Here is an 18,656-nt window from a genome sequence, read left to right on the forward strand (position 1 = left end):
CCCCTTAATCGCTTAATATTTCATCATTTGCTTCTTTTTCATTTTCAATAAAATTATCTTCAATAATTTCTGAATCGCCATCTAACTTTGTATTATCTATACTTACATTTTCTTCGTATATTGATTTTCTTTTTCCTTTAATTAAATAAATTCCAGCTCCAATTATTAACACTGAAAATACTAATTTAGGTAACGCATATCTAATTAATCCAAATACAGTATTATCTAAATCTATTCCTAACTGATAGCAAAAACTAATCGCACCATTATACAAGGAATTTATTCCTATAAGTATTAATATCACTGCTGCTATAATTCTTACTTTTTTAACATTAAATTTAAGTTCATCCGTGTTCTTGATTATTAACCAATCATCCTCTAATTTTGAAAACTCATCCGCTGACAATGAATTTTTATTTAATGCATCAAAAAAAGCATAAAACCATATAACAGGAAGTGCAAATGCAATTGCATCAACTCCAATCAAAGAAATAATAGCACAACATCCCATAAATATGGACATTAAACTAATTCCCTGTTTAAAAAATCCTAAATACATCTGACCTGCTCCAGGTATACATGCCAGGCAAAAATTACAAAATTTACTTCTTTGCTTTTTCATCTTTATACACTCCTTTATCAAATTCTAAATTTTCGGCTATTCCTCCGGATATATTTTTCATTCCGGCTCCTATCTTTTCCGTAGACTGCTGTAACATTCTCGATATCGAAAATTTGTTATTTAACTGTTTCATTGTTTCTATTTTAGTTCCGACTAAATTTGGCTTAATTGAATCCATATTAAACACCATAAGTACAGCAATTCCGACAGCAGCAACAACCTTTGAGCTATACAAAATAAGTTCTGTTTTCCTATTTTTATATTTGTTTAACGGAATAATATTTGCTTTTGTCTTATGTATTTCACCGTTTGTTTTTATAATTTTCTGATTTTTTTCATCATTTATTTTTTCTTTTATTTCATATTTTAAATTATCAGTTGGTGAAATTAACTCCTCAACAGGAAAAAGATTTGCAAATTTTTCTGCACATACCAAGCACTGTGACACGTGATTTAACAAATTGATTTCTTCATTTTGTTCTAATTTGTGATTATAATATGAAATTATTTCTTCATCTTTTAAATGATTCATCGCAGTTCCTCCTTATCCCATTGTGTTCTAAGAACCTTTCTTACTCTCCTTATCTGAGTTTGCACCGTATGTACATTAGCATTTATATGTTCTGCTATTTCCTTAGCCGTTTTCCCTTTATAAAAATATTCATAGGCAACGGTTTTGTATGGTTCTTTAAGTCTATTACAGCATTTTTCTAATTGTTCCATAACAACTATTTCCATAACTTGCTTCTCTGCTGAATCAACCGGTGGGCTTCCTCTTTCAAGTTCTTCATCCTCACTTGGCATTGTTCTTCTCTCAGCTCTTTTCAAATGGTCCAGACACTTATTTGTAGCTACCCTTGTAATGTATGCTTTTTCATTTTTCTCATCAAAGGATTCCATAACTTTGTAAACTGAAATAAAAGTTTCCTGTGTTAAATCCTGAGCATCAAAATAATTATTCGTCATTCGATAGCATATTGAAAAAACCAATTTCTCATATTTAGTTAATAAATCTTCAAAATAACTATTTTGATATATCTCTTCCAAAATTTAGCACTCCTTTCCTTATTTACCCCTCTATAATATATAACGATTTAGCAAAACAAAAGTATTCAATTTTTTTATTTTTATTTAAATAAACTTTAGTTGAAATTTTATTTTGAGTTGAATGGGTTAAATTATTTTACAAATATTAAAATTTGCGAACAAAAAAATGTCTGATATTTGATATATACCATTTTAACTGATTGCTTAGTAATGATGATATACTTCCTTGTTCTCAGACATCTTTTTATAAATAACTTTATACTATTAAAATATTAAATTGTAAGTTATTAATATTATCGTTCAATTAATTGACGCCTGCATTACAACCAATCCAATATGAAAAAGAATTGTAGCCTTCCCCATTTCCAAACCTGTTATACATGTAATTGTATACGGAATTGAACTGACCGGTGACACACCTAAATCCGATTTGACAGACATTGAAATTCCCAATGTCATAATAAATAATCCTAATATGTAAATTGTAATTCTTGTAAAATAATTCTCACTCTTTATTATTTCATTTAATTTGTTTAACACGTTAACATCTCCTTTATCCTATTTTGAAATAATACGCTGGCAGCAATTTTAACTCTTTTTTATATTTATTTCAAATCTAAGGAGTTACCATTTTGCAACAATTTCTCCAGTATTTTCTCTATCTCATACTGAATTCCACTAAATAAATTTCCTGCTTTTATTGTCCTAGCCTTGAACCTTGTTGCTACATCTGATATTTCCAACTAACTTAATTTATATACATTCTGCAATACATCTCTTTCTCATATAACCTGATTCCCATTAACTGCTGCAATTGCAAAAAGAAAAAATCCAGATCATACGTGTCATCAAATAGGTCAATAATTGCCTTACTTGTATGAGCAAAGTCAATGAGAATATATGATTTAAACTCTTTTTTTGCAAATTCCTCTGCAATAGTTGATTTACCTACTCGTCTTGCCCCCTTTATCAAGAGTGCGTATTTATCGCTTCTGCTCTCTTTCCACTCATATATTTCATCGTATATTTTTCTTTTAAAAACTGGTTTATCCATGCATAAATCCAACTTTCCACCACAAGTATAACGCAAATCCCCATTCATGTAAGCCAAAATTATGGTCAAATCCCCATTAATTTTCTCGCATTTTTTACCCATATCCCCTTTCGTTTTCTTAACTATTAGATTTTAGTCTATTTCTTCATTTTCTTATTATGCACAGGTAAAGTTCTTTCTAATCGTTATATTTACCGGTATACTCTGTACTTTGCCATCACAACCAGATATCCGTTATCCCACTCAACTACTATCGTATATCTTTCCAATTTGCCAGAAGTGATAAAACAAATTCTTTGGTTATTAAATTCAAAAATTGTATACTTTCCATAATTAGTAAGCATTGCATAATCTTTCATTTAAATCACTACTATCAAATAATCTCTTTTAACATTATATTTTATATAATACCACAGTTATCATAAAAAACACCCCAGGACAAAGTCCTGAGGTGTAATATACTTTTCTGAAACGCCCTGAGGCGTTCTTGATTGTAAAATTGATTATCTCTTTGATAGTTCTTGGATAACTGTATTTATTTATATTATACACTTTTCAAATATCTATGTTACTATTCTGTTACTATTCTGTTACTATTGTTTATTTATTCACAGATTTTATTAACACTTTTTTTCTATGCCTCTTCTTCAAATAGTATCGTGTATCCATCTTTCTTTTATCTGTCTTCATCATACATTTCAATCCTCCTTTATTTGTTGTAGTACATTTTTTTGAAATTTAATATATATGAAGCACATTTTTTTCCATCTACGACTGTTACTTTTGCTCTCTCTTCTGCTGTTAGTGTTGATTCATATACCTTTAATGCTTCCATATATTCAAGTTCTTTTTCATAGTCACTTAATTTTTTCACTGTATAATCTCTTGTTAGTCTTTCTTCCTGTGATATCTCTGTCCTTAATTCATCTTCACGCTTATTGCATTCCTTTTTAGATCCTATGAATACAATACTTTCTCCTTCTATTGAATCAAATTCTATGACACAGTATTTCTTTTCATATTCCAATTCTTTTTTTGATAGATTTAATATCTTATCCTCTATAGATTCAATGACATAGTCAGGAGCTTTCCTTGCTCCACTTTCCCATGATTCTATTGTCCTTTTTGACATCTTCATGATGTCTGCTAAATCCTGTCTGCTTAATCCTTTAATCTCTCTAATTTCCTTTAATTTCATCGTTCTACTTCCTCCTTTATTTTACAACTGACTTAGGTATCCAAGTCTTCCAACCTTTTGTTGAACCGTCTACATGTCCTGTGCTTAACACTACATTGATTGCTTTTTCTGTTTCTTTAATTTCTTCCTGAATATAAACTGTAATGTATCCACCATCTCTGTTAATTAAATCTATGTCACCCTCCTTCATTTATTTGTACCTCCTATCTATCTTGTAATTATATTATATACATCATTGTAGTATACTACAATGATGTATATTAACAATTATTTATATTTGTCTTGATTATTTTTAACATAATAATACGCACTGCTGCTCCTTACGTTTTTTTCGATATTTTCCCCTTATTTTATTGTATTGGGGTAAAAAAAATAAGAGGAAGCAGACGCTCCCTCTTATCAAATTCTTACCTTATATATTTAGCTTTAACCCAGTTATCATTTTTCTTTCTGTGAGCCATCAGATAGCCATTGATAAAGCGATACATGTCTGCATTGCATGTTGTCCCTTTAGTAATGCTTCCGACTTTTTCACCTTTTACGTTGAATGTGTTTATTTTTCTGGTTGAATATTTCTTTATCCCACTATCGAATGCATTTAAGATTCCTATTACAATTGCCTGCGCCATTTTCTTTGCATTATAAAGATTTGCATCGTCCTTATCATCAACAAAGCAGCATTCAACTAAAAGTGCTTTCTTTCGTGCTGGTGCTGTGCGATTTAATACGTAAAGGTCATTTCTTGTCTTTACGCCTCTGTTTGTAAATCCCAGTTTGGCAATCTCCTTGCAAATATTCTCAGCAGCTTTGTATGAATCACTTGATTTGTCATACACATAAACTTCTGTCCCGGTATTTTTACCGTTTCCGTTTCTGTCATTTGCTCCGCTGTTAAAATGAATTGAAATATCTATGTCAACGATATGCTCATTGCATTTTCTTCCAATCTTATTTAATACATCACTCTGAGATGTTCCATTGTTGCATGTGCAGTCGTACACTGTATGCCCTGCTGCTTTCAGATATTTAATAACATATCCTTTTACTTTTCTTGCCTGCGTTGATTCCTTAATTAATCCAACTGCTCCGCACGCTATTTTTTCATCCGGGTTATGCCCTGCATGTACATTTATCTTCATGTCTTATTCCTCACTTTCATCTATATGTATTTTGTCCTCTGTCTGACTTTTAATATTTTTTACTAAAGGTAGTAAAAACGATGGAATTGCCACTCCTATATCTACTATATTCTCAAGAATACTAATAAGTTCGTTGCAGGTAATCCAAATTGCAACAATGCAACTTACAAGGAATGTGAATGGAAGTGTTATTCCTGCTGTCTCGGATGCATATAAGATAAGCTGGTCAATGATTGCTCCGACGACTACTAAAAGCCACATTGATACCTTCTTTGCAATTCCCCTGAAGCTCTTGTACGAGCTTATTGTTCCGTCTTCTCTGTACTTTGCCGCCATTAATCCTGTAGTGTAGTCAATAATGTTGCAAATCACCATTAATAATGTTGGAATGTAAAGCACCCCTAGGAACGAGGACAATGTGCTTCCTGCTGCTGTGATAATTTCTTTAATGTGTTTCATGTTTTTTCTCCTTCTCAATGTTTTTTGATAATAAAAAAAGACCTTTCGGTCCTGCTCTGATTTGCCTCATGGGATTAGTCCAATTCTTCTAAATGATTTTCGGTTTCTATTTTTTTATCTGTTTCAATGTATTCTCTTTCTATGTCTATTGGGTCTATAGCGTCAGAATACTCTACTCCATCACGTTCAATGTAAAATCCTGCATCAGAATAAGTATGATCAAATTCTGTTTCATTTATAGTTACGACTTCTTTTATTAACATATTCACGCCTCACTTTCTACATAATCACTAAGCGGTTTTATTTGGTTGGCATATTTACCCCAACTATTTGCACTTTTATATTGCTTAACTAATTTATCAGGAACATATATATATCCATTTCCTGATGCTATTTTTGTACCGGATAATGAATCATCAGTACCTGAACGATACATCACACACACCTTTGTATCATTTTTAATTATTAAAGTTTCAAGATTTGAACAATTTTGGAATGCAAGCACATCCATGCTTTCTATTTTTTGAAAAATTATTTTGCTTAATGATGTACAAAGTAAAAAAGACTGTTTATTAACTTCTACACATTCTGGTAAATTTACATTTTTTAAATTATTACATCTTTCAAATGCATTATTTTTTACTTCTATACATTTAGGTGCATCTACTGTTTCTAAAGCAGAACAATATTGAAATGTGTATGAGTTTATTTCAGCACATTCTGGCAATGTTATTACTGACAATGATTTACAACTTAGAAATACTGTGTTTTCCAATGTAATACATTTAGGCAGTTCAATTTTCTTTAATGATGTGCATCCTTTGAATGCCCCACTACCAACATTTATACATTCTGGCAACTCTATGCTCTCTAATGATTTACACGATGCAAATGTCCAAGCTTCCAATTCTATACATTTTGCTATATTCACATTACTTAAAGCTGTGCAATCTTCAAATGCAGACATTCCAACATTTATACATTCCGGCACTTCCACATTTAACAAAGATTTGCATCCAATAAACACATTATTTTTAATCGTGGTAACTTTTAGTGCATTAAACTGCTTTAATTTTTCACAATTATAAAATGCATAAGGACCAACATTTATACATTCTGGTAAATTTACATTCTCTAATGCAGTACAATTATAAAATGCATTATTACCAACATTTATACATTTTGGCAAATTCACTTTTATAAGTTCAAAACAATTAGCCAATAAATATTCTTTAGTATTTATAATATTTTCATCTTCAAACTCCTGTATATTTCCTGAAATTAATTCAGAAATACTTTTATCATTATCATTTTTTAAGTATGTGATAAGATTGTAGTTTATTTTTTTTAACTTTTCTGAAATGTCCTTTCCTGTATTATCTAGTAGCATTTTTTTTAAAATCATTTTTATTCCTCGCTTTCCACATACTCACTTAAAGGTTTAATCTGACTTGCGTATACAGACCAATTAGTTGCTGTTTTGTACTGTTCTATTAATTTATCAGGAACATATATATATCCATTTCCTGATGCTATTAGAGTTCCCTGAAATGCACTTGTATCCGCTAACACACACATTGTTTCTGTATTTGATATTTTCACACATTCCAATGCTGTACAATTATAAAATGCAGAAGATTCTATTTTTTCAACAAAATTTAAGTCTATTTTTTTGAAATTACAATATTGAAATGCACTACCTTTAATTATCGTACATTTAGGAATATTAACATTTTGCAATTTTTCACAATTATAAAATGCATAAGGACCAACATTTATACATTCTGACAAATTTACATTCTCTAATGCTGTACAATTATAAAATGCCTTAATACCAACATTTATACATTTTGGCAAATCTATTGCCATAAGAGATTCTCTCTCATATAACCCATAATCTCTAACTTTAGTTATTTCAGTTGATAATAATGTTCCTATTTTTCTATCTTCTAAATACGCATAATAAGGATTATTGCTTGCTATATAGTCTCCCATAGAATTATTTATTTCTTCTAAACTACTAACAATTTCCTGACCTGTTTCATCTAATAACGGAAATTTTGTTATTCTATCCATATATTACACCTCACTCTCATCACGCTGTATTATACATAATGCTCCATCTTCTACAGTAAAAATGGCATTCTTGCTTCCTGTTCCTGTGATTTCTTCCAATATTTCATTGCCTTGCTTTTCAATTGCCTGAGCCTGCGCTTGCGCAGTCTTATTAATTGCCTCAATCTGACTTGTAGCTGTCTTATTAATGTCTGCAATCTTTCCTTGTGCCGTTTCAGTAATTCCTCTTATCTGTGCTCTTCCTGCTGCATTAACTGCATTAGTACCTGATGCTATGTTCTGATTAGTTACATTATTAATGTTGCTAATCCGCGCAGATGCTGTATTATTAATATCTTCAATCTTTGCATTCGTGACATTAGCTATGTCACCCATTTTCGCTATTACAAGAGAATCTATGTCTTTGTTCTTTGCTTCAACAAGTGCATTAATATCGCCCATTTTTGCATTTGTGATATTGTCTATCTGCTTTAAGCATTCTTTCGCCTGCTCAACGTATTTTTTGTTTGATGCTATTTTTTCGTCTGAATTTGCTGCTATATCTTTAGCTTCTGTCATTAATTGAATGATTCGTGTATACACATCAATACTGACATTGTCTGATGCATTCTGCACAGGAACGCCCTTCTTGACTTCCTGACGAACGATTGAACTTGTCAGTCTTTGTCCTGCTGCATTTATTCCAAATACGCCCACGTACACTTCGCAGTTTTTTTCAAAAATTTCTGCCGGAAGTTGTACCGGTGCAACTTTATCGTTTTCGATAAGAATATTGACCGCCTTGTCTCTGTCATATGCTCCGACGTATACTGTTGCTGTCTTTATCATATCCGCCCACTCATCAGAGAATTCAAACTGTATTCCTTCAATAGCTACTGTTCCGCTATACAGCTCATGGCGATTTATTATTTTTGCCTTTTGATTCAATACTTGTATCTTAATATCCATGTTCTTCCTCCTCTCTATTCGCTGAAGCTGAAATTAAATGGAATCTGTAACTTGTCGCCTGCTTTGAATGTATAGTCTTCGTTTCCTGACATTTTTAGATTTCCATTCGTATCAATTGCTAATGAGCAGTTAAGTGGCTTTCTGTAGAATTGGCCGTCTGTAGTCTTATCATATGCACGGAATGAGCCTACATATCGCGGTGAGTCTAATATTAATTCTTTTGTTGATGAATGTTTGAATTTAAGCAGTTGATACCAATTCTCAACCGTTCCGTATGTATTCCATGCTGTCTGAAATTCTGCTAAGTTACTCTGAGTCAAATTGATATTTAATGTTCCCATCACAGCATATGTTTTTCGTGCAATCTTTCTGCTGCTTATTCCTGCTAATGTAATGCCCGAGTTAACGCTTAAATTAAAATATCCGCCTACTGTATCATATACAGGCTGTGATACAAGCGTATATGAGCTTCCATTATATAAGAATTCATATATTTTTCCGGCTACAAGCATATCTGCGTCAATGGAATTGCTTCTGTAGATTACAGAAGCAATTCCAGTCTCATTGACATTCAATCTCACGTTGTCAGCCTTGTTACTATATTTAAATTCGACTTTAACTGTTGAGCCTTTTTTCTTGACGAATCCGGGGCAGTCAACTATTTTAGCGGCCACATCTGCTGCGGTGTTACAGACTGAATAAAATGATACGCATTTTTCTTCATCAGTTTTTTTGAATTTATCGTCGATTTTTTTCATGTTTCTGTTCGCGACTTCAATATCGTAGAATTCTGTTTCTTCCGGCTGTTCTAGTGCTAAATATTCTGTGTTATTCAATTCAATTCTCCTTCCTTAAGTTCTCTGTGACTATGTTCTTTTAATTGAGCATATGTTTTTTGTTTCAACATCTGATGCGTGTTCCACATCACATCTGCATCTATCAGCATATCAAGTGGGACTATGTCCTCTAATATGTTCTTAACATAGTCAATCATCTTCTTTTGAATTAATGCGACTCTAACTTTTACCGTCGAATTGGATATACTTACGTCAACCATTCCTGATCCAACTATCTGCTCTAACCTTCGCTTTAATGTTGAAATCGTGTAAGGTGTCTGTTCATTCTCCATTCCCAGTATTCTGAATCTTTTTTCTTCAACTGTATCGTTGTCTTGTCCTTTTAGCCCCATTTCTTTTTCAGTGATTCTGCACATATTAATATCCATACTACTTATCTGCATATTCTGTTCTGCTTCGTCAATCTGCTGCTCTAATTCCGATTCCTGTAAGTCATTAACTGCATACAGTTCTCTAATCTCATTAATTCCTAGTATTCTTTCATTATTATCCATTAGTCAACTCTCCCATCACCGGAATTTTTGAATATGTGATTTCAATGTTTTTAGCACTTCCGTTAACAGTCGCGCTGGCGCAGTCAATCACTCCCTGAACAGATAAGACAGCATATTCTATCTGTGAGACTCTCACTATGCATTTCTTGTTTTTGCTCCATAATTTTCTTAATGTCAGCAAATATTCTTCTATCTTAGCCTTAATCGAATCCTTAACGCCTTCCCATGTATATTCTGTATCTAAGTCTACTTTGACTGCTACATTGATGTTCATATTAGTCGGTGTCATAACTACAACAGAATGGCCAATAGGTGCTATTCCATCGCCTTCTCCTGTCGATGTAGTAGGGTCGATATAATTCTGTAATGATGTGACTTTGTCGCTGTTTAATGCCTTATATTCTGAATCAACTGCATATACATTGATTGTTTTTCCGTCTGTGGTCCTAAATGGAATACAGTCGGCCACTCCGCCATAAGCATCATTGTATTTTGATATATATTCCTTATACGCTGCCTTGTTTCCAGCGAATGGCTGTATGTTGTATCTTAATTCCTTGAATCTTTGCTTATATGCTTCTATATCCTCAATATTTGTACCGTATTTAATGACTTTGAGAATAACTCCACCTTTCCAGTCTTCCACATAGTCTATCGGCTCTATATCGCCAATGTTCGTGTTTGGTTCTGTTCCGGCTGTATCACATTCAGCTATGTATTCATATCCTGAATCGTCATATACGCTTATGACTGTGTAGTCGTAGTCACCGCAGTTAAATCTTGTCCCACTCTCAATATCCTGTCCAAATTTGCAAAGCACCTGCGCTGGTTTTGCTGAAATTCTTATAACTCCTCTGTCTGTTGCAAATTGTTCAAAGAACTCTTCTTCCATTTCTGTTATGCTAAGATTGTCATAAAGTCTTGAAAGGTCTGCATATGTCTTTTCCAGCGTCAACGCTATCTTCGAACACGCTTCGTACATGAGACTTCCTTCAGATGTATCTACATCTGTCACTTGCTCCAGCATTTCATTTAATATGTTTTCAAATGTCTTTTCCTCATACATTCAAATTTACTCCTTCTATATTTCCTAAATCAGTTATCACGCGGAAGTAACAGAATAGACTTTCGCCGTCTGTATCGGCGTCAAATTCTTCAATTCCTATGATGTGCTCGTTAACTGTCAGACATTCCTCAATCATTTCTTTCGCGGTAATTCTGATATAGTCAATGTCGTTACAACTTCCAATCAGATTCTCTAATTCGTGGCCAAAATTCCAGGAATGATGCTCATATCTGTATCTGTCTGTTACTAATACGTTCCATATCCACACCTTCAGGGCTTCAATTCCGTATACCTTCTTCCCTGTTAGTTGGCCTGTTTCGAAGTCTATTCCATATTCAACCGGAATGCTCTGTTCTTCCTGATCCTGTTCTTCGTCAACTTCTTCCTCTTCAATGTCATATGGAAACATATCATCCCACCTTTCCTATGACGATGTATTCATCATCGATTCTACTACATATCAATATGTCGTCTTTTTTAATCTCTCCCACGTGCTTGCACACGCTAAAAAAATCTGTGTCGAGCTTTAAATCTCCAATTTGAATCTCTGTGTTTGAAACCGCCTGGGCATAGCACAGTCCCTTTTCGTTTCCTCTTTTTGCTTCTGTTCTTATTCTATTTATTATTTTTTCGTAGGATGTCATATGCTTTCCCTCGTTTTCTTGAATTCTATGTTTAACTGCATTTTATGAATTCCATTCTCAAACGTATGAGAATCGGATGTGATATAGTAAGTACCGCTCAATCCTGTAGCCTTATTCTTAATCTTAATGCTACGTCCTGCGATTGCTCTTATATCTCCTAATGCAGTAATTGTCGCTTCTTTTGTTGTTCCTTTATACAGCTTTTCTGCTGCCTTTTTTGCATTTACGCCTTTTTCTTTCGTATATGTCTCTTGATACAGTCCGTATTTATTAATTGATTGATTATTCTTAATAATTCCTATCTTTTTTCCTTTTTCGTTATAAATAGCAACCTGATTAACCATCTCGTCTGAGTTCTCGTTATATTCTGCATTTTCAATGTTGCCCACCTCGAGGACTACTCCTGAAGGTTGCCATTTTTCCACAACAGATAATTTTGTGCCTTCCATTATCGGCATATAGTATTTGTTGCCTTTTATTGACGCCTTATTATAGGCTTTAACTATAACATTGTAGGCTTCCTCACTATCTGCAAGCAGCTTTTTGATGTGAATTTTTGTTTGAGTAATTTTCTTTGTTTTTATACCAAAATACTTGCATATCTTGTCTGTTATCTTTTCTGCATTAGTGTTTTTGAATGTTCCTGTGTATTTGTCGCGAATTAAATAATGCATGAAGTCCTTAGAATCAACTGTTACATCTCCAAGCTCTGTGCTCTTACTTCTTCCTGTTACTATTCCAACGAATAGTCTTTTGCCCTCGTAAAACGATATAATATCGCCTAACACTAGAGTTGGGCTCTTAAATGCTGAATCTGTGGGATTATTAGCAATGTTGAACGACAATTCTCTTGATACCTGCTCACTACTTCCGCTCCATGTTACGCTTGTTGTATATTTAGATATGTCAACTGAATTCTGTTTTATCTTCATACCTTAATCACCAACTTTTTTCCTTTTTTCAGCTTTGAGTTGACTTTCAACTTGTTAGCTTTTGCAATCTTGGCCGCATTCGATGTGCTTCCTGTTGTTTTTCGTGCAATCTTATAGAAGTTATCGCCCGCTTTACACGTATACGTCTTAGTAGTAACTGTCTTTTCTGCTCTTTTTCCTTTTATTTTTCGCTCCTCTAAAAACGAAATCGTATACTTGACATCACCTGTTCCATCCTCTTCTGAATATGTGAATGACTGAATCACACATCTTAGTGATATTGAATGAGATATAGTCACTCTTAATGTATTCTTGTTGTTTTTTAATTCTCTGATTTTTTTGACCAATTCCCACGGATTTGTGTCATCAGTTTCCGAAAAGTTATACTTTTGCGCAGGAAAAAACGATGAGAATGTCAATGTTCTTAGCTTTTGATTGCCTTTAAGAAGAATCTCTCCTAATCCATATATATTAACCGTCTGATGGTCCTGTTCGTCCGTCACTTCATAAGACGGAGGTAAAACAGGCAAAGTGATTGCCTGTTTTCCACTGATTTTTCCTATTGTTATCATGTCCGCCTCCTTATGCCATGTTAACTGCTGCCTGTTCTAACTTTCTCGCTAAAGCATCTGCAATCTTATCAATATCGCTGTCATTGCGAACAATAATTTGTTCACACAATTTTTCAACAACAACTTTTACGTTCTTGCTTCCTGATTCTCTGGCCATCTGTAAGCTCTTATCATGTGGATATACGCGTGTACCTTGTGGAAGGTCTACGATTTCTGCTCCTTTATCGTGAATCATTGCTGGTCCACCCATCCAGTTAGATGTTCCTTTATAAAGCATCGGGATTTGTGGAATGTCAATTTTGAATTTTTTTCCGCCTAGCTTTGGCACCCAATCAGGTATTTCAATTCCTATCTTATTAACGCCTTCTATTGCTCCGTTAATAAGTCCAATGACGCCGTTAAGTGGCATTTTTGCAAGGCTGACTAATGACTTGAAGATTCCGCCGAATATGTCTTTAACTCCATTCCATGCTTTTTTCCAATTACCTGTGAATACACCTGTGATGAAGTCCACGATTCCGCCTAATGCGGTCATGACTCCGCTAGCCACATTCCCGATGGAACCTATAAACGAACTAAACAGTCCAACTGCTGCTCCCATGATTGCCGCTAATTTCAACTTGAAAACTGTTCCAAATATGTCTCCAATCTTGCTAACAACCGGCTTAACGATAGTCCATAGTTGTTTAACCTTTGAGCCGAATTCTGTCAATTTGCTTTTTGCTGTCTTAGCAAATGAGCCAATGTCTAATCCACAGCGTTTGAATATCGAATTTATCCAATTTCCCAATTTTTTAGCCGCTGCTGATACCTTGTCCCAATTCTTATATAGCAGAATTCCTGCTGTGACTAATGCTCCAATGGTGATGATTGCAATACCAACCGGCGATGTTATTAGTCCCATCATTCCGCCCATACTAGATAGCTTTTTACCAAAACTTCCTATTTTCACAATCGCATATCCTACCTTGCTAGTAAGTCCGCCAACCACTATCATAGCCGGGCCAACTGCTGCTACTATTCCAGCCACTTTAATGATTGTATTCTGCTGACTATCTGATAAGCTGTTGAATTTATTAGCCGCTTCCTGTAGATATCCTGTTACCTTTTTGACTGTCGGTGTCAACTTGTTTCCAAAATTACTCGCAATGCTTTCAACTGTTGATTTTAAAACCGTTAATGATCCTAATAGGTTATTATTCGCCACATTGTACATCTTTTTTGCAGCACCTTTTGAGTTGTCAATTGACTTGCTCAACTTGTTAAAATCCTTATCTGAACTGTTAACGATAGCGAGTAAGCCTGACATTCCAGTCTTGCCTGCTAACATTGCTGCATATTGAGCTTTTTGGCTCTTAGTAAGTCCGTTGAATGCTCCTCTCGTCTCGCTCATGACCTGTCGCAACGGCTTCATTTTTCCATTTGCATCCGTCATTGATATTCCCAAGTCTTCCATCGCCTTCGATGATTCCTTAGTTGGCTTAGCCATTCTAGTAAACCATGAATTAAGTGACGTACCTGCCTGTGATGCCTTGATTCCATTATTGGCCATAAGTCCTAATGCTGTAGCTGTATCTGCTGCTGAATATCCTAATGAGCCTGCCGATGGAGCTACATATTTGAAGGATTCTCCGAGCATTGATACATTCGTATTCGACTTATTTGCTGTTTGAGCCAATATATCAACGAATTTGTTCGTATCTTTTGCTTTCATTCCAAACGCCATCAATGCGTCTGTTACAATATCGGATGTCGTCGCCAAGTCCTCGCCTGTGGCTCCTGCTAAATACATGACGCCTTCAATTCCATCCATCATCTGCCCGGCGTTCCATCCTGCCATAGCCATGTATGAGAATGCATCCGCTGATTCTGAAGCAGAGAATTTTGTTTTAGCACCCATCTCTTGTGCTTTCTTCGTTAATGCGTCCATGTCGTCGCCTGTAGCTCCTGATATGGATTGAACCTTGCTCATTCCTTTTTCGAAGTTGGCGGCGGTAGAGACTGCTGCAATTCCTGCGCCTACAATTGGTGTAGTTATCGTGGCCGTATATTTTTTTCCTGCGTTTTCGATATTATTGCCGAATCTGCTTATCTGTCTTCCTGCCTTCATCATTTCTGATGATTGTCTTTGAATCTTTCCGATGGCACTATCCATTGGGGCTGTAAATTTATCAACGAATCTTAAAGTAGCATCAATGATTCTATTCGACATTGCTATCCGCCTCCTTTCTGCTGTCTTCTAACTCCATCATGAGCATTTGCTTTACTACAATTCTCTGACCATATCCCATGTTGTAATATCGTTCAGGCTCCCAATGATGCAGACGAAAAAGGAGATATACAATGTATACCTCCTCGTTCGTCCTTATTAGTTTTTTAAGTCATCTTCGTTATCTTCTGAAACTCCTGAGAGTTCCATAATTGCATCGGATATTGCTGTCACTTCTGAGCCAAACAGCACTTCTGCCAATTCTTTTGGACTTGATGCGTTAAAGTGATTCAATAAGTCCTTGTCAGTCATTGAAGGCTCAACAACGCCTTCAACAATCGACATCAGTTTTGCATCAAAGGTTCTTTCAATTTGGAAGTTTCCCTTAGTTGAATACTGCATCGCCATTAATTCATTAAGCTTACGTTGAGGAATTTCTCTGACGGTAATCTCAACCGGTTCTGTTTCTCCTATTAACTGTGCTAATCTTTTTGATTTGAATGTTCTTCTTTTTAACTCATAAGCCTTACTGCAGTCTGCCTTAACTAATTTTTCTACAAGATTCATTTATTTTTTCCTCCTACTTAAATGGAATTGCTTCGAGAACTTCAAAACTCTCGAATGTAAATGGAATGGATTCTTCTCCATTTTTCTTGACTTCCCAATTCGCCAATGTTAATTCATCAAAAACAACTCCTGTTAATTTGATTTTTTCAGCGCCAAATGCATCCGGGTCTTTTAAACTCGTGATGATTTCAGACACAGGCGTTTTTCCTGCTTTAATCGCATCACCTAATTTAAGAATGAAATAAGATGAAACCTTATTCATTTTCAATGTTCCTTTTCCGGCAACTCCTGTGACCTTATATCCTTTAGATAGTCGTTTAATCATGTTAACTTCTGTCTTATCTAAAGACATTTTAGCTTCAAGGCCTGTTGTTTCTGCTAAATACTGTGAATCACACCACACCTCGCCATATGTGCCGTTAATGACGTTTCTCGCTTCATATGCGTTCATTTTTTATGTTCTCCTTCCTAGATTGCTATTGATATTGTGATATCTTCAATTGCATCGTAAATCTGTATCTGTGCTGTGATGAATACGTGTTCATCCGTATCAGCTTTCTTGATGTCAATATCCGTGCAATCTTCTAATTCTTTTTCTTCTCCACCATCAATCTTGACTTTTCCGCCTTTTGCTGCTAAATAATTTCTGTTTGCTTCAACATCAATGTCGACTGAATAGCTTCCAAGAACGTTCTCGCGTTTTAATGTGTCGAAATATCCCATGATAGCACTTACGAGTAAGCCTTTGTTATCGTAAGAGTTTTCAAATTTACCTAAGTAAGTATCTTCTGCAGTTTTTTTGATATCTTCGTATATCATGTCGATTGTGTCAACAATCTTAATTTTTTTAAACTTACTGCCCTTCGTGGATGTTGTAGTCTTTAATGATGTGACTGCTCTTCCAGTCTTAACCTTTTCGCCATCCCACCACACGATAAATTCGCCGTTATTAACGGCCGTATCCATCTCTGCTCTTGTTAACTTAGTACAGTCTGTCAACTCGCTAAGCGGTGCATATGTGCATGAGATTCTAAGCGGTGTTCCTGCTATGATTCCGGCAATTCTCGAACAGAACTGTTCTGTCGTGTATACTGTGTCTCCCTCTGTTACAGATGCAGTTGTATAGTTGATGATTCCTTCGTTATCTGCTGCTGTGTTTGGAAGAATAGCCTTAACCATTTTTCCGTTTTCTCTTAACTTTTTGATGAAGTTAACTACTTCATTGTTCTTCTTATCTGTCTCTACAGATGGTGCTACTAAGTAGTTGAATTTATTAATTTCAAAATAATTCAATGCCTTGCTGTAATCTGCTGCAGCTTCAGGGTCAATGAAATATACAACTACCTTTTTAGGCGCGTTTTCATAGCCTCTTAAGGCTAATTCAATCTGCTGCTTGTTTGCTGTAAGCATATTAGTTGGAATATCTGCTGCTGTGATATATTCCTTAGTCTGATTCTTGTATGTCTTGTCTTTAAGAATCATTCCGATGATTCCTCTATCACCTCTTGTTACTGCAGTTGACGCAGTCTCAGTAAATGATATTGATACGTTGGGCATTCCCATGTTATAGTCCTCCTAATTCTAATTTTTGCATCTTTTTGTTTGTTTCTTTTGATGTAATCGTGTCTGTGTATTTAAGCTCAATCTCTATCTGTAAGATGTTGCTATCTTTCCCGGTCCAATTGTAGTCCTTGTCTTCTACATTTAGCCATCTGTCTCCAACTTCTAACTTGCCTTGTATTTTTTCATTCAATACATCCCATATTTGAAGTGCTTCAAGCTCGTTTGGAGCATCTTGAAGATATGTGATGAAGATAGTGACCGTGTGGTCAACATATATCTTGTTTTTCTGACTTGAAGTCCCATACATTTCAACAAAAAAGCAAGGTCTGATGTGACCTTGCGTTACTTCTTTTCCATATATTCTAATTTGAGGAAATGTATTTTTAAGCAATTCATTGATTGCTTTTTTAATGTCTACGTTTTTAACAATCATATCAAACCTGCCTCCCTTAATATCTCGTCACGCATTTCTTCAAGTGATTGTGGCAGCCTCTCCTTGTATTCATCTTTAGTGCGCTGGATCATGTGATAGCCTGACTTATATCCTACCTTTACTGCCTTTCCTTTTTCACCTGCGTACACATCATGACCATGCTCTATCAGATGGAAGTGAGCATTGCCTTTATTTTCGGCCATAAAATTAACTTCCATGTTCTCGCGATATCCTATCGCCTTACTTACTCTATAGCCGCTTGTAAGATTCCCTGTCCTTACTCTAACTAACTTGTTAGTATTCTCTTTTGCAAGTTTCTTAAATTTTCGGCCCTCTTTTTCGAGCGTTTTTTCTGCCTTGTTTGGATAGTAGTCAATTGCCTTTTTCAAGTCTTCGGATATTTCCCCAAATCCTGCTATTGTAAAATCATCCATTTTTATCACTCTTTCTCACTTTTTCTATGCATTGAATTTCAAATTGGATGTGTTCATTCTTAATATCAATGCAAGATTTGACCTCATATCGCTTTCCCCGATGTTCAATCACCATATCCTGTTCCACCGGTTTTTTTGAAAATCTCACATATACAAAGTGGGTGATTTCAGGCTCGATTTTCTTAGCATCATAATACTTGTTTCCACGAACATCTATCACTTCTGCATAAGGATTTCTGACATTCTTAAATTCTTGAACAGTCTGACCTAATTCATTAACTTTTTCCACACGTTCAAGGATTTTGACCTTGTCTTTAAGTCGTCCAGGATTAAATTTCACGC

General features: G+C 34.9%; 29 protein-coding genes. All 29 read right to left on the reverse strand.

Features of this window, described 5'->3' with window-relative positions:
• Nucleotides 1-4: 4 nt before the first annotated feature.
• Complete coding sequence (locus DWW96_RS10690; protein ID WP_117910396.1) at nucleotides 5-622, reverse strand: hypothetical protein; 618 nt, start codon at nucleotides 620-622, stop codon at nucleotides 5-7.
• Nucleotides 603-1,154 (reverse strand): hypothetical protein, encoded by a 552-nt coding sequence (locus DWW96_RS10695; RefSeq protein WP_117910397.1) that lies wholly within the window; start codon nucleotides 1,152-1,154, stop codon nucleotides 603-605. The genes DWW96_RS10690 and DWW96_RS10695 overlap by 20 nt, the downstream gene beginning before the upstream one ends.
• Nucleotides 1,151-1,669: a sigma-70 family RNA polymerase sigma factor gene (locus DWW96_RS10700; protein WP_117910398.1), complete on the reverse strand. Its 519-nt coding sequence runs from the start codon at nucleotides 1,667-1,669 to the stop codon at nucleotides 1,151-1,153. Before DWW96_RS10700 ends, DWW96_RS10695 begins: the two co-directional genes overlap by 4 nt.
• Before the next feature lie 300 nt (nucleotides 1,670-1,969).
• A complete protein-coding gene (locus tag DWW96_RS10705) occupies nucleotides 1,970-2,209 on the reverse strand; it encodes a hypothetical protein (protein WP_117910399.1) in 240 nt (79 codons plus the stop codon).
• Between the two features lie 65 nt (nucleotides 2,210-2,274).
• On the reverse strand, nucleotides 2,275-2,412 hold the full coding sequence (locus DWW96_RS14275; protein ID WP_199522692.1) for a hypothetical protein: 138 nt from the start codon (nucleotides 2,410-2,412) through the stop codon (nucleotides 2,275-2,277).
• A 5-nt stretch (nucleotides 2,413-2,417) separates the two neighbouring features.
• Nucleotides 2,418-2,825 carry an AAA family ATPase gene (locus tag DWW96_RS10710; protein WP_243003066.1) on the reverse strand — a complete coding sequence of 136 codons (408 nt, stop codon included), beginning with the start codon at nucleotides 2,823-2,825 and terminating at the stop codon, nucleotides 2,418-2,420.
• Between the two features lie 89 nt (nucleotides 2,826-2,914).
• On the reverse strand, nucleotides 2,915-3,082 hold the full coding sequence (locus DWW96_RS14050; RefSeq protein WP_158562689.1) for a hypothetical protein: 168 nt from the start codon (nucleotides 3,080-3,082) through the stop codon (nucleotides 2,915-2,917).
• Nucleotides 3,083-3,432: 350 nt separating this feature from the next.
• A complete protein-coding gene (locus tag DWW96_RS10715) occupies nucleotides 3,433-3,921 on the reverse strand; it encodes a helix-turn-helix transcriptional regulator (RefSeq protein WP_117910400.1) in 489 nt (162 codons plus the stop codon).
• Between the two features lie 16 nt (nucleotides 3,922-3,937).
• A complete protein-coding gene (locus DWW96_RS14055) occupies nucleotides 3,938-4,111 on the reverse strand; it encodes a hypothetical protein (protein ID WP_158562690.1) in 174 nt (57 codons plus the stop codon).
• 217 nt (nucleotides 4,112-4,328) lie between these two features.
• Entirely contained in the window at nucleotides 4,329-5,060 is a 732-nt protein-coding gene (locus DWW96_RS10720; RefSeq protein WP_117910401.1) for an N-acetylmuramoyl-L-alanine amidase, read from the reverse strand.
• A gap of 3 nt (nucleotides 5,061-5,063) precedes the next feature.
• Nucleotides 5,064-5,519, reverse strand: a complete 456-nt coding sequence (locus DWW96_RS10725; RefSeq protein ID WP_117910402.1) for a phage holin family protein — start codon at nucleotides 5,517-5,519, stop codon at nucleotides 5,064-5,066.
• Between the two features lie 74 nt (nucleotides 5,520-5,593).
• Nucleotides 5,594-5,782 (reverse strand): hypothetical protein, encoded by a 189-nt coding sequence (locus DWW96_RS10730; protein WP_117910403.1) that lies wholly within the window; start codon nucleotides 5,780-5,782, stop codon nucleotides 5,594-5,596.
• 2 nt (nucleotides 5,783-5,784) lie between these two features.
• The gene (locus tag DWW96_RS10735; RefSeq protein ID WP_117910404.1) at nucleotides 5,785-6,924 is read right to left on the reverse strand and encodes a leucine-rich repeat domain-containing protein; all 1,140 of its coding nucleotides are present in this window, start codon (nucleotides 6,922-6,924) and stop codon (nucleotides 5,785-5,787) included.
• Nucleotides 6,925-6,926: 2 nt separating this feature from the next.
• Entirely contained in the window at nucleotides 6,927-7,595 is a 669-nt protein-coding gene (locus tag DWW96_RS10740; RefSeq protein ID WP_117910405.1) for a leucine-rich repeat domain-containing protein, read from the reverse strand.
• A gap of 3 nt (nucleotides 7,596-7,598) precedes the next feature.
• Nucleotides 7,599-8,543 carry a hypothetical protein gene (locus tag DWW96_RS10745; RefSeq protein ID WP_117910406.1) on the reverse strand — a complete coding sequence of 315 codons (945 nt, stop codon included), beginning with the start codon at nucleotides 8,541-8,543 and terminating at the stop codon, nucleotides 7,599-7,601.
• A 14-nt stretch (nucleotides 8,544-8,557) separates the two neighbouring features.
• Entirely contained in the window at nucleotides 8,558-9,379 is an 822-nt protein-coding gene (locus DWW96_RS10750; RefSeq protein WP_117910407.1) for a hypothetical protein, read from the reverse strand.
• Complete coding sequence (locus DWW96_RS10755) at nucleotides 9,376-9,894, reverse strand: putative phage tail protein (RefSeq protein ID WP_117910408.1); 519 nt, start codon at nucleotides 9,892-9,894, stop codon at nucleotides 9,376-9,378. Before DWW96_RS10755 ends, DWW96_RS10750 begins: the two co-directional genes overlap by 4 nt.
• Nucleotides 9,887-10,960 (reverse strand): baseplate J/gp47 family protein, encoded by a 1,074-nt coding sequence (locus DWW96_RS10760; RefSeq protein WP_117910409.1) that lies wholly within the window; start codon nucleotides 10,958-10,960, stop codon nucleotides 9,887-9,889. The genes DWW96_RS10755 and DWW96_RS10760 overlap by 8 nt, the downstream gene beginning before the upstream one ends.
• Nucleotides 10,953-11,369 (reverse strand): DUF2634 domain-containing protein, encoded by a 417-nt coding sequence (locus DWW96_RS10765; protein WP_117910410.1) that lies wholly within the window; start codon nucleotides 11,367-11,369, stop codon nucleotides 10,953-10,955. The genes DWW96_RS10760 and DWW96_RS10765 overlap by 8 nt, the downstream gene beginning before the upstream one ends.
• A gap of 1 nt (nucleotide 11,370) precedes the next feature.
• Nucleotides 11,371-11,604, reverse strand: coding sequence for a hypothetical protein (locus tag DWW96_RS10770; protein ID WP_117910411.1), 234 nt, complete (start codon nucleotides 11,602-11,604; stop codon nucleotides 11,371-11,373).
• A complete protein-coding gene (locus DWW96_RS10775; protein WP_117910412.1) occupies nucleotides 11,601-12,536 on the reverse strand; it encodes a hypothetical protein in 936 nt (311 codons plus the stop codon). The genes DWW96_RS10770 and DWW96_RS10775 overlap by 4 nt, the downstream gene beginning before the upstream one ends.
• Nucleotides 12,533-13,108 (reverse strand): LysM domain-containing protein, encoded by a 576-nt coding sequence (locus tag DWW96_RS10780; RefSeq protein ID WP_117910413.1) that lies wholly within the window; start codon nucleotides 13,106-13,108, stop codon nucleotides 12,533-12,535. Before DWW96_RS10780 ends, DWW96_RS10775 begins: the two co-directional genes overlap by 4 nt.
• 10 nt (nucleotides 13,109-13,118) lie before the next feature.
• Nucleotides 13,119-15,320: a phage tail tape measure protein gene (locus DWW96_RS10785; RefSeq protein ID WP_117910414.1), complete on the reverse strand. Its 2,202-nt coding sequence runs from the start codon at nucleotides 15,318-15,320 to the stop codon at nucleotides 13,119-13,121.
• A 156-nt stretch (nucleotides 15,321-15,476) separates the two neighbouring features.
• Nucleotides 15,477-15,884 carry a hypothetical protein gene (locus DWW96_RS10790; protein ID WP_117910415.1) on the reverse strand — a complete coding sequence of 136 codons (408 nt, stop codon included), beginning with the start codon at nucleotides 15,882-15,884 and terminating at the stop codon, nucleotides 15,477-15,479.
• A gap of 13 nt (nucleotides 15,885-15,897) precedes the next feature.
• Nucleotides 15,898-16,335, reverse strand: coding sequence for a phage tail tube protein (locus DWW96_RS10795; RefSeq protein ID WP_117910416.1), 438 nt, complete (start codon nucleotides 16,333-16,335; stop codon nucleotides 15,898-15,900).
• A gap of 17 nt (nucleotides 16,336-16,352) precedes the next feature.
• The gene (locus tag DWW96_RS10800; RefSeq protein ID WP_117910417.1) at nucleotides 16,353-17,447 is read right to left on the reverse strand and encodes a phage tail sheath subtilisin-like domain-containing protein; all 1,095 of its coding nucleotides are present in this window, start codon (nucleotides 17,445-17,447) and stop codon (nucleotides 16,353-16,355) included.
• A 1-nt stretch (nucleotide 17,448) separates the two neighbouring features.
• A complete protein-coding gene (locus DWW96_RS10805; protein WP_117910418.1) occupies nucleotides 17,449-17,880 on the reverse strand; it encodes a DUF6838 family protein in 432 nt (143 codons plus the stop codon).
• Nucleotides 17,877-18,314, reverse strand: a complete 438-nt coding sequence (locus DWW96_RS10810; protein ID WP_117910419.1) for an HK97 gp10 family phage protein — start codon at nucleotides 18,312-18,314, stop codon at nucleotides 17,877-17,879. Before DWW96_RS10810 ends, DWW96_RS10805 begins: the two co-directional genes overlap by 4 nt.
• Complete coding sequence (locus DWW96_RS10815) at nucleotides 18,307-18,654, reverse strand: phage head closure protein (protein ID WP_117910420.1); 348 nt, start codon at nucleotides 18,652-18,654, stop codon at nucleotides 18,307-18,309. The genes DWW96_RS10810 and DWW96_RS10815 overlap by 8 nt, the downstream gene beginning before the upstream one ends.
• Nucleotides 18,655-18,656: the final 2 nt, after the last annotated feature.

The organism is Eubacterium sp. AF17-7 (assembly GCF_003461285.1).
Taxonomy (GTDB): Bacteria; Bacillota; Clostridia; order Lachnospirales; family Lachnospiraceae; genus Eubacterium_U; species Eubacterium_U album.

Excerpts from the sequence above, each read along its gene's own strand:
- DWW96_RS10790 (WP_117910415.1), bottom strand. The coding sequence starts at position 15,884 with ATGAATCTTGTAGAAAAATTAGTTAAGGCAGACTGCAGTAAGGCTTAT.
- DWW96_RS10755 (WP_117910408.1), bottom strand. The coding sequence starts at position 9,894 with ATGGATAATAATGAAAGAATACTAGGAATTAATGAGATTAGAGAACTG.
- DWW96_RS10735 (WP_117910404.1), bottom strand. The coding sequence starts at position 6,924 with ATGATTTTAAAAAAAATGCTACTAGATAATACAGGAAAGGACATTTCA.
- DWW96_RS10775 (WP_117910412.1), bottom strand. The coding sequence starts at position 12,536 with ATGAAGATAAAACAGAATTCAGTTGACATATCTAAATATACAACAAGC.
- DWW96_RS10805 (WP_117910418.1), bottom strand. The coding sequence starts at position 17,880 with ATGATTGTTAAAAACGTAGACATTAAAAAAGCAATCAATGAATTGCTT.
- DWW96_RS10710 (WP_243003066.1), bottom strand. The coding sequence starts at position 2,825 with ATGGGTAAAAAATGCGAGAAAATTAATGGGGATTTGACCATAATTTTG.
- DWW96_RS10785 (WP_117910414.1), bottom strand. The coding sequence starts at position 15,320 with ATGTCGAATAGAATCATTGATGCTACTTTAAGATTCGTTGATAAATTT.
- DWW96_RS14055 (WP_158562690.1), bottom strand. The coding sequence starts at position 4,111 with ATGAAGGAGGGTGACATAGATTTAATTAACAGAGATGGTGGATACATT.
- DWW96_RS14050 (WP_158562689.1), bottom strand. The coding sequence starts at position 3,082 with ATGAAAGATTATGCAATGCTTACTAATTATGGAAAGTATACAATTTTT.
- DWW96_RS10765 (WP_117910410.1), bottom strand. The coding sequence starts at position 11,369 with ATGTTTCCATATGACATTGAAGAGGAAGAAGTTGACGAAGAACAGGAT.
- DWW96_RS10740 (WP_117910405.1), bottom strand. The coding sequence starts at position 7,595 with ATGGATAGAATAACAAAATTTCCGTTATTAGATGAAACAGGTCAGGAA.
- DWW96_RS10695 (WP_117910397.1), bottom strand. The coding sequence starts at position 1,154 with ATGAATCATTTAAAAGATGAAGAAATAATTTCATATTATAATCACAAA.
- DWW96_RS10800 (WP_117910417.1), bottom strand. The coding sequence starts at position 17,447 with ATGGGAATGCCCAACGTATCAATATCATTTACTGAGACTGCGTCAACT.
- DWW96_RS10795 (WP_117910416.1), bottom strand. The coding sequence starts at position 16,335 with ATGAACGCATATGAAGCGAGAAACGTCATTAACGGCACATATGGCGAG.
- DWW96_RS10745 (WP_117910406.1), bottom strand. The coding sequence starts at position 8,543 with ATGGATATTAAGATACAAGTATTGAATCAAAAGGCAAAAATAATAAAT.
- DWW96_RS10770 (WP_117910411.1), bottom strand. The coding sequence starts at position 11,604 with ATGACATCCTACGAAAAAATAATAAATAGAATAAGAACAGAAGCAAAA.
- DWW96_RS10690 (WP_117910396.1), bottom strand. The coding sequence starts at position 622 with ATGAAAAAGCAAAGAAGTAAATTTTGTAATTTTTGCCTGGCATGTATA.
- DWW96_RS10760 (WP_117910409.1), bottom strand. The coding sequence starts at position 10,960 with ATGTATGAGGAAAAGACATTTGAAAACATATTAAATGAAATGCTGGAG.
- DWW96_RS10715 (WP_117910400.1), bottom strand. The coding sequence starts at position 3,921 with ATGAAATTAAAGGAAATTAGAGAGATTAAAGGATTAAGCAGACAGGAT.
- DWW96_RS10720 (WP_117910401.1), bottom strand. The coding sequence starts at position 5,060 with ATGAAGATAAATGTACATGCAGGGCATAACCCGGATGAAAAAATAGCG.
- DWW96_RS10780 (WP_117910413.1), bottom strand. The coding sequence starts at position 13,108 with ATGATAACAATAGGAAAAATCAGTGGAAAACAGGCAATCACTTTGCCT.
- DWW96_RS10810 (WP_117910419.1), bottom strand. The coding sequence starts at position 18,314 with ATGGATGATTTTACAATAGCAGGATTTGGGGAAATATCCGAAGACTTG.
- DWW96_RS10730 (WP_117910403.1), bottom strand. The coding sequence starts at position 5,782 with ATGTTAATAAAAGAAGTCGTAACTATAAATGAAACAGAATTTGATCAT.
- DWW96_RS10725 (WP_117910402.1), bottom strand. The coding sequence starts at position 5,519 with ATGAAACACATTAAAGAAATTATCACAGCAGCAGGAAGCACATTGTCC.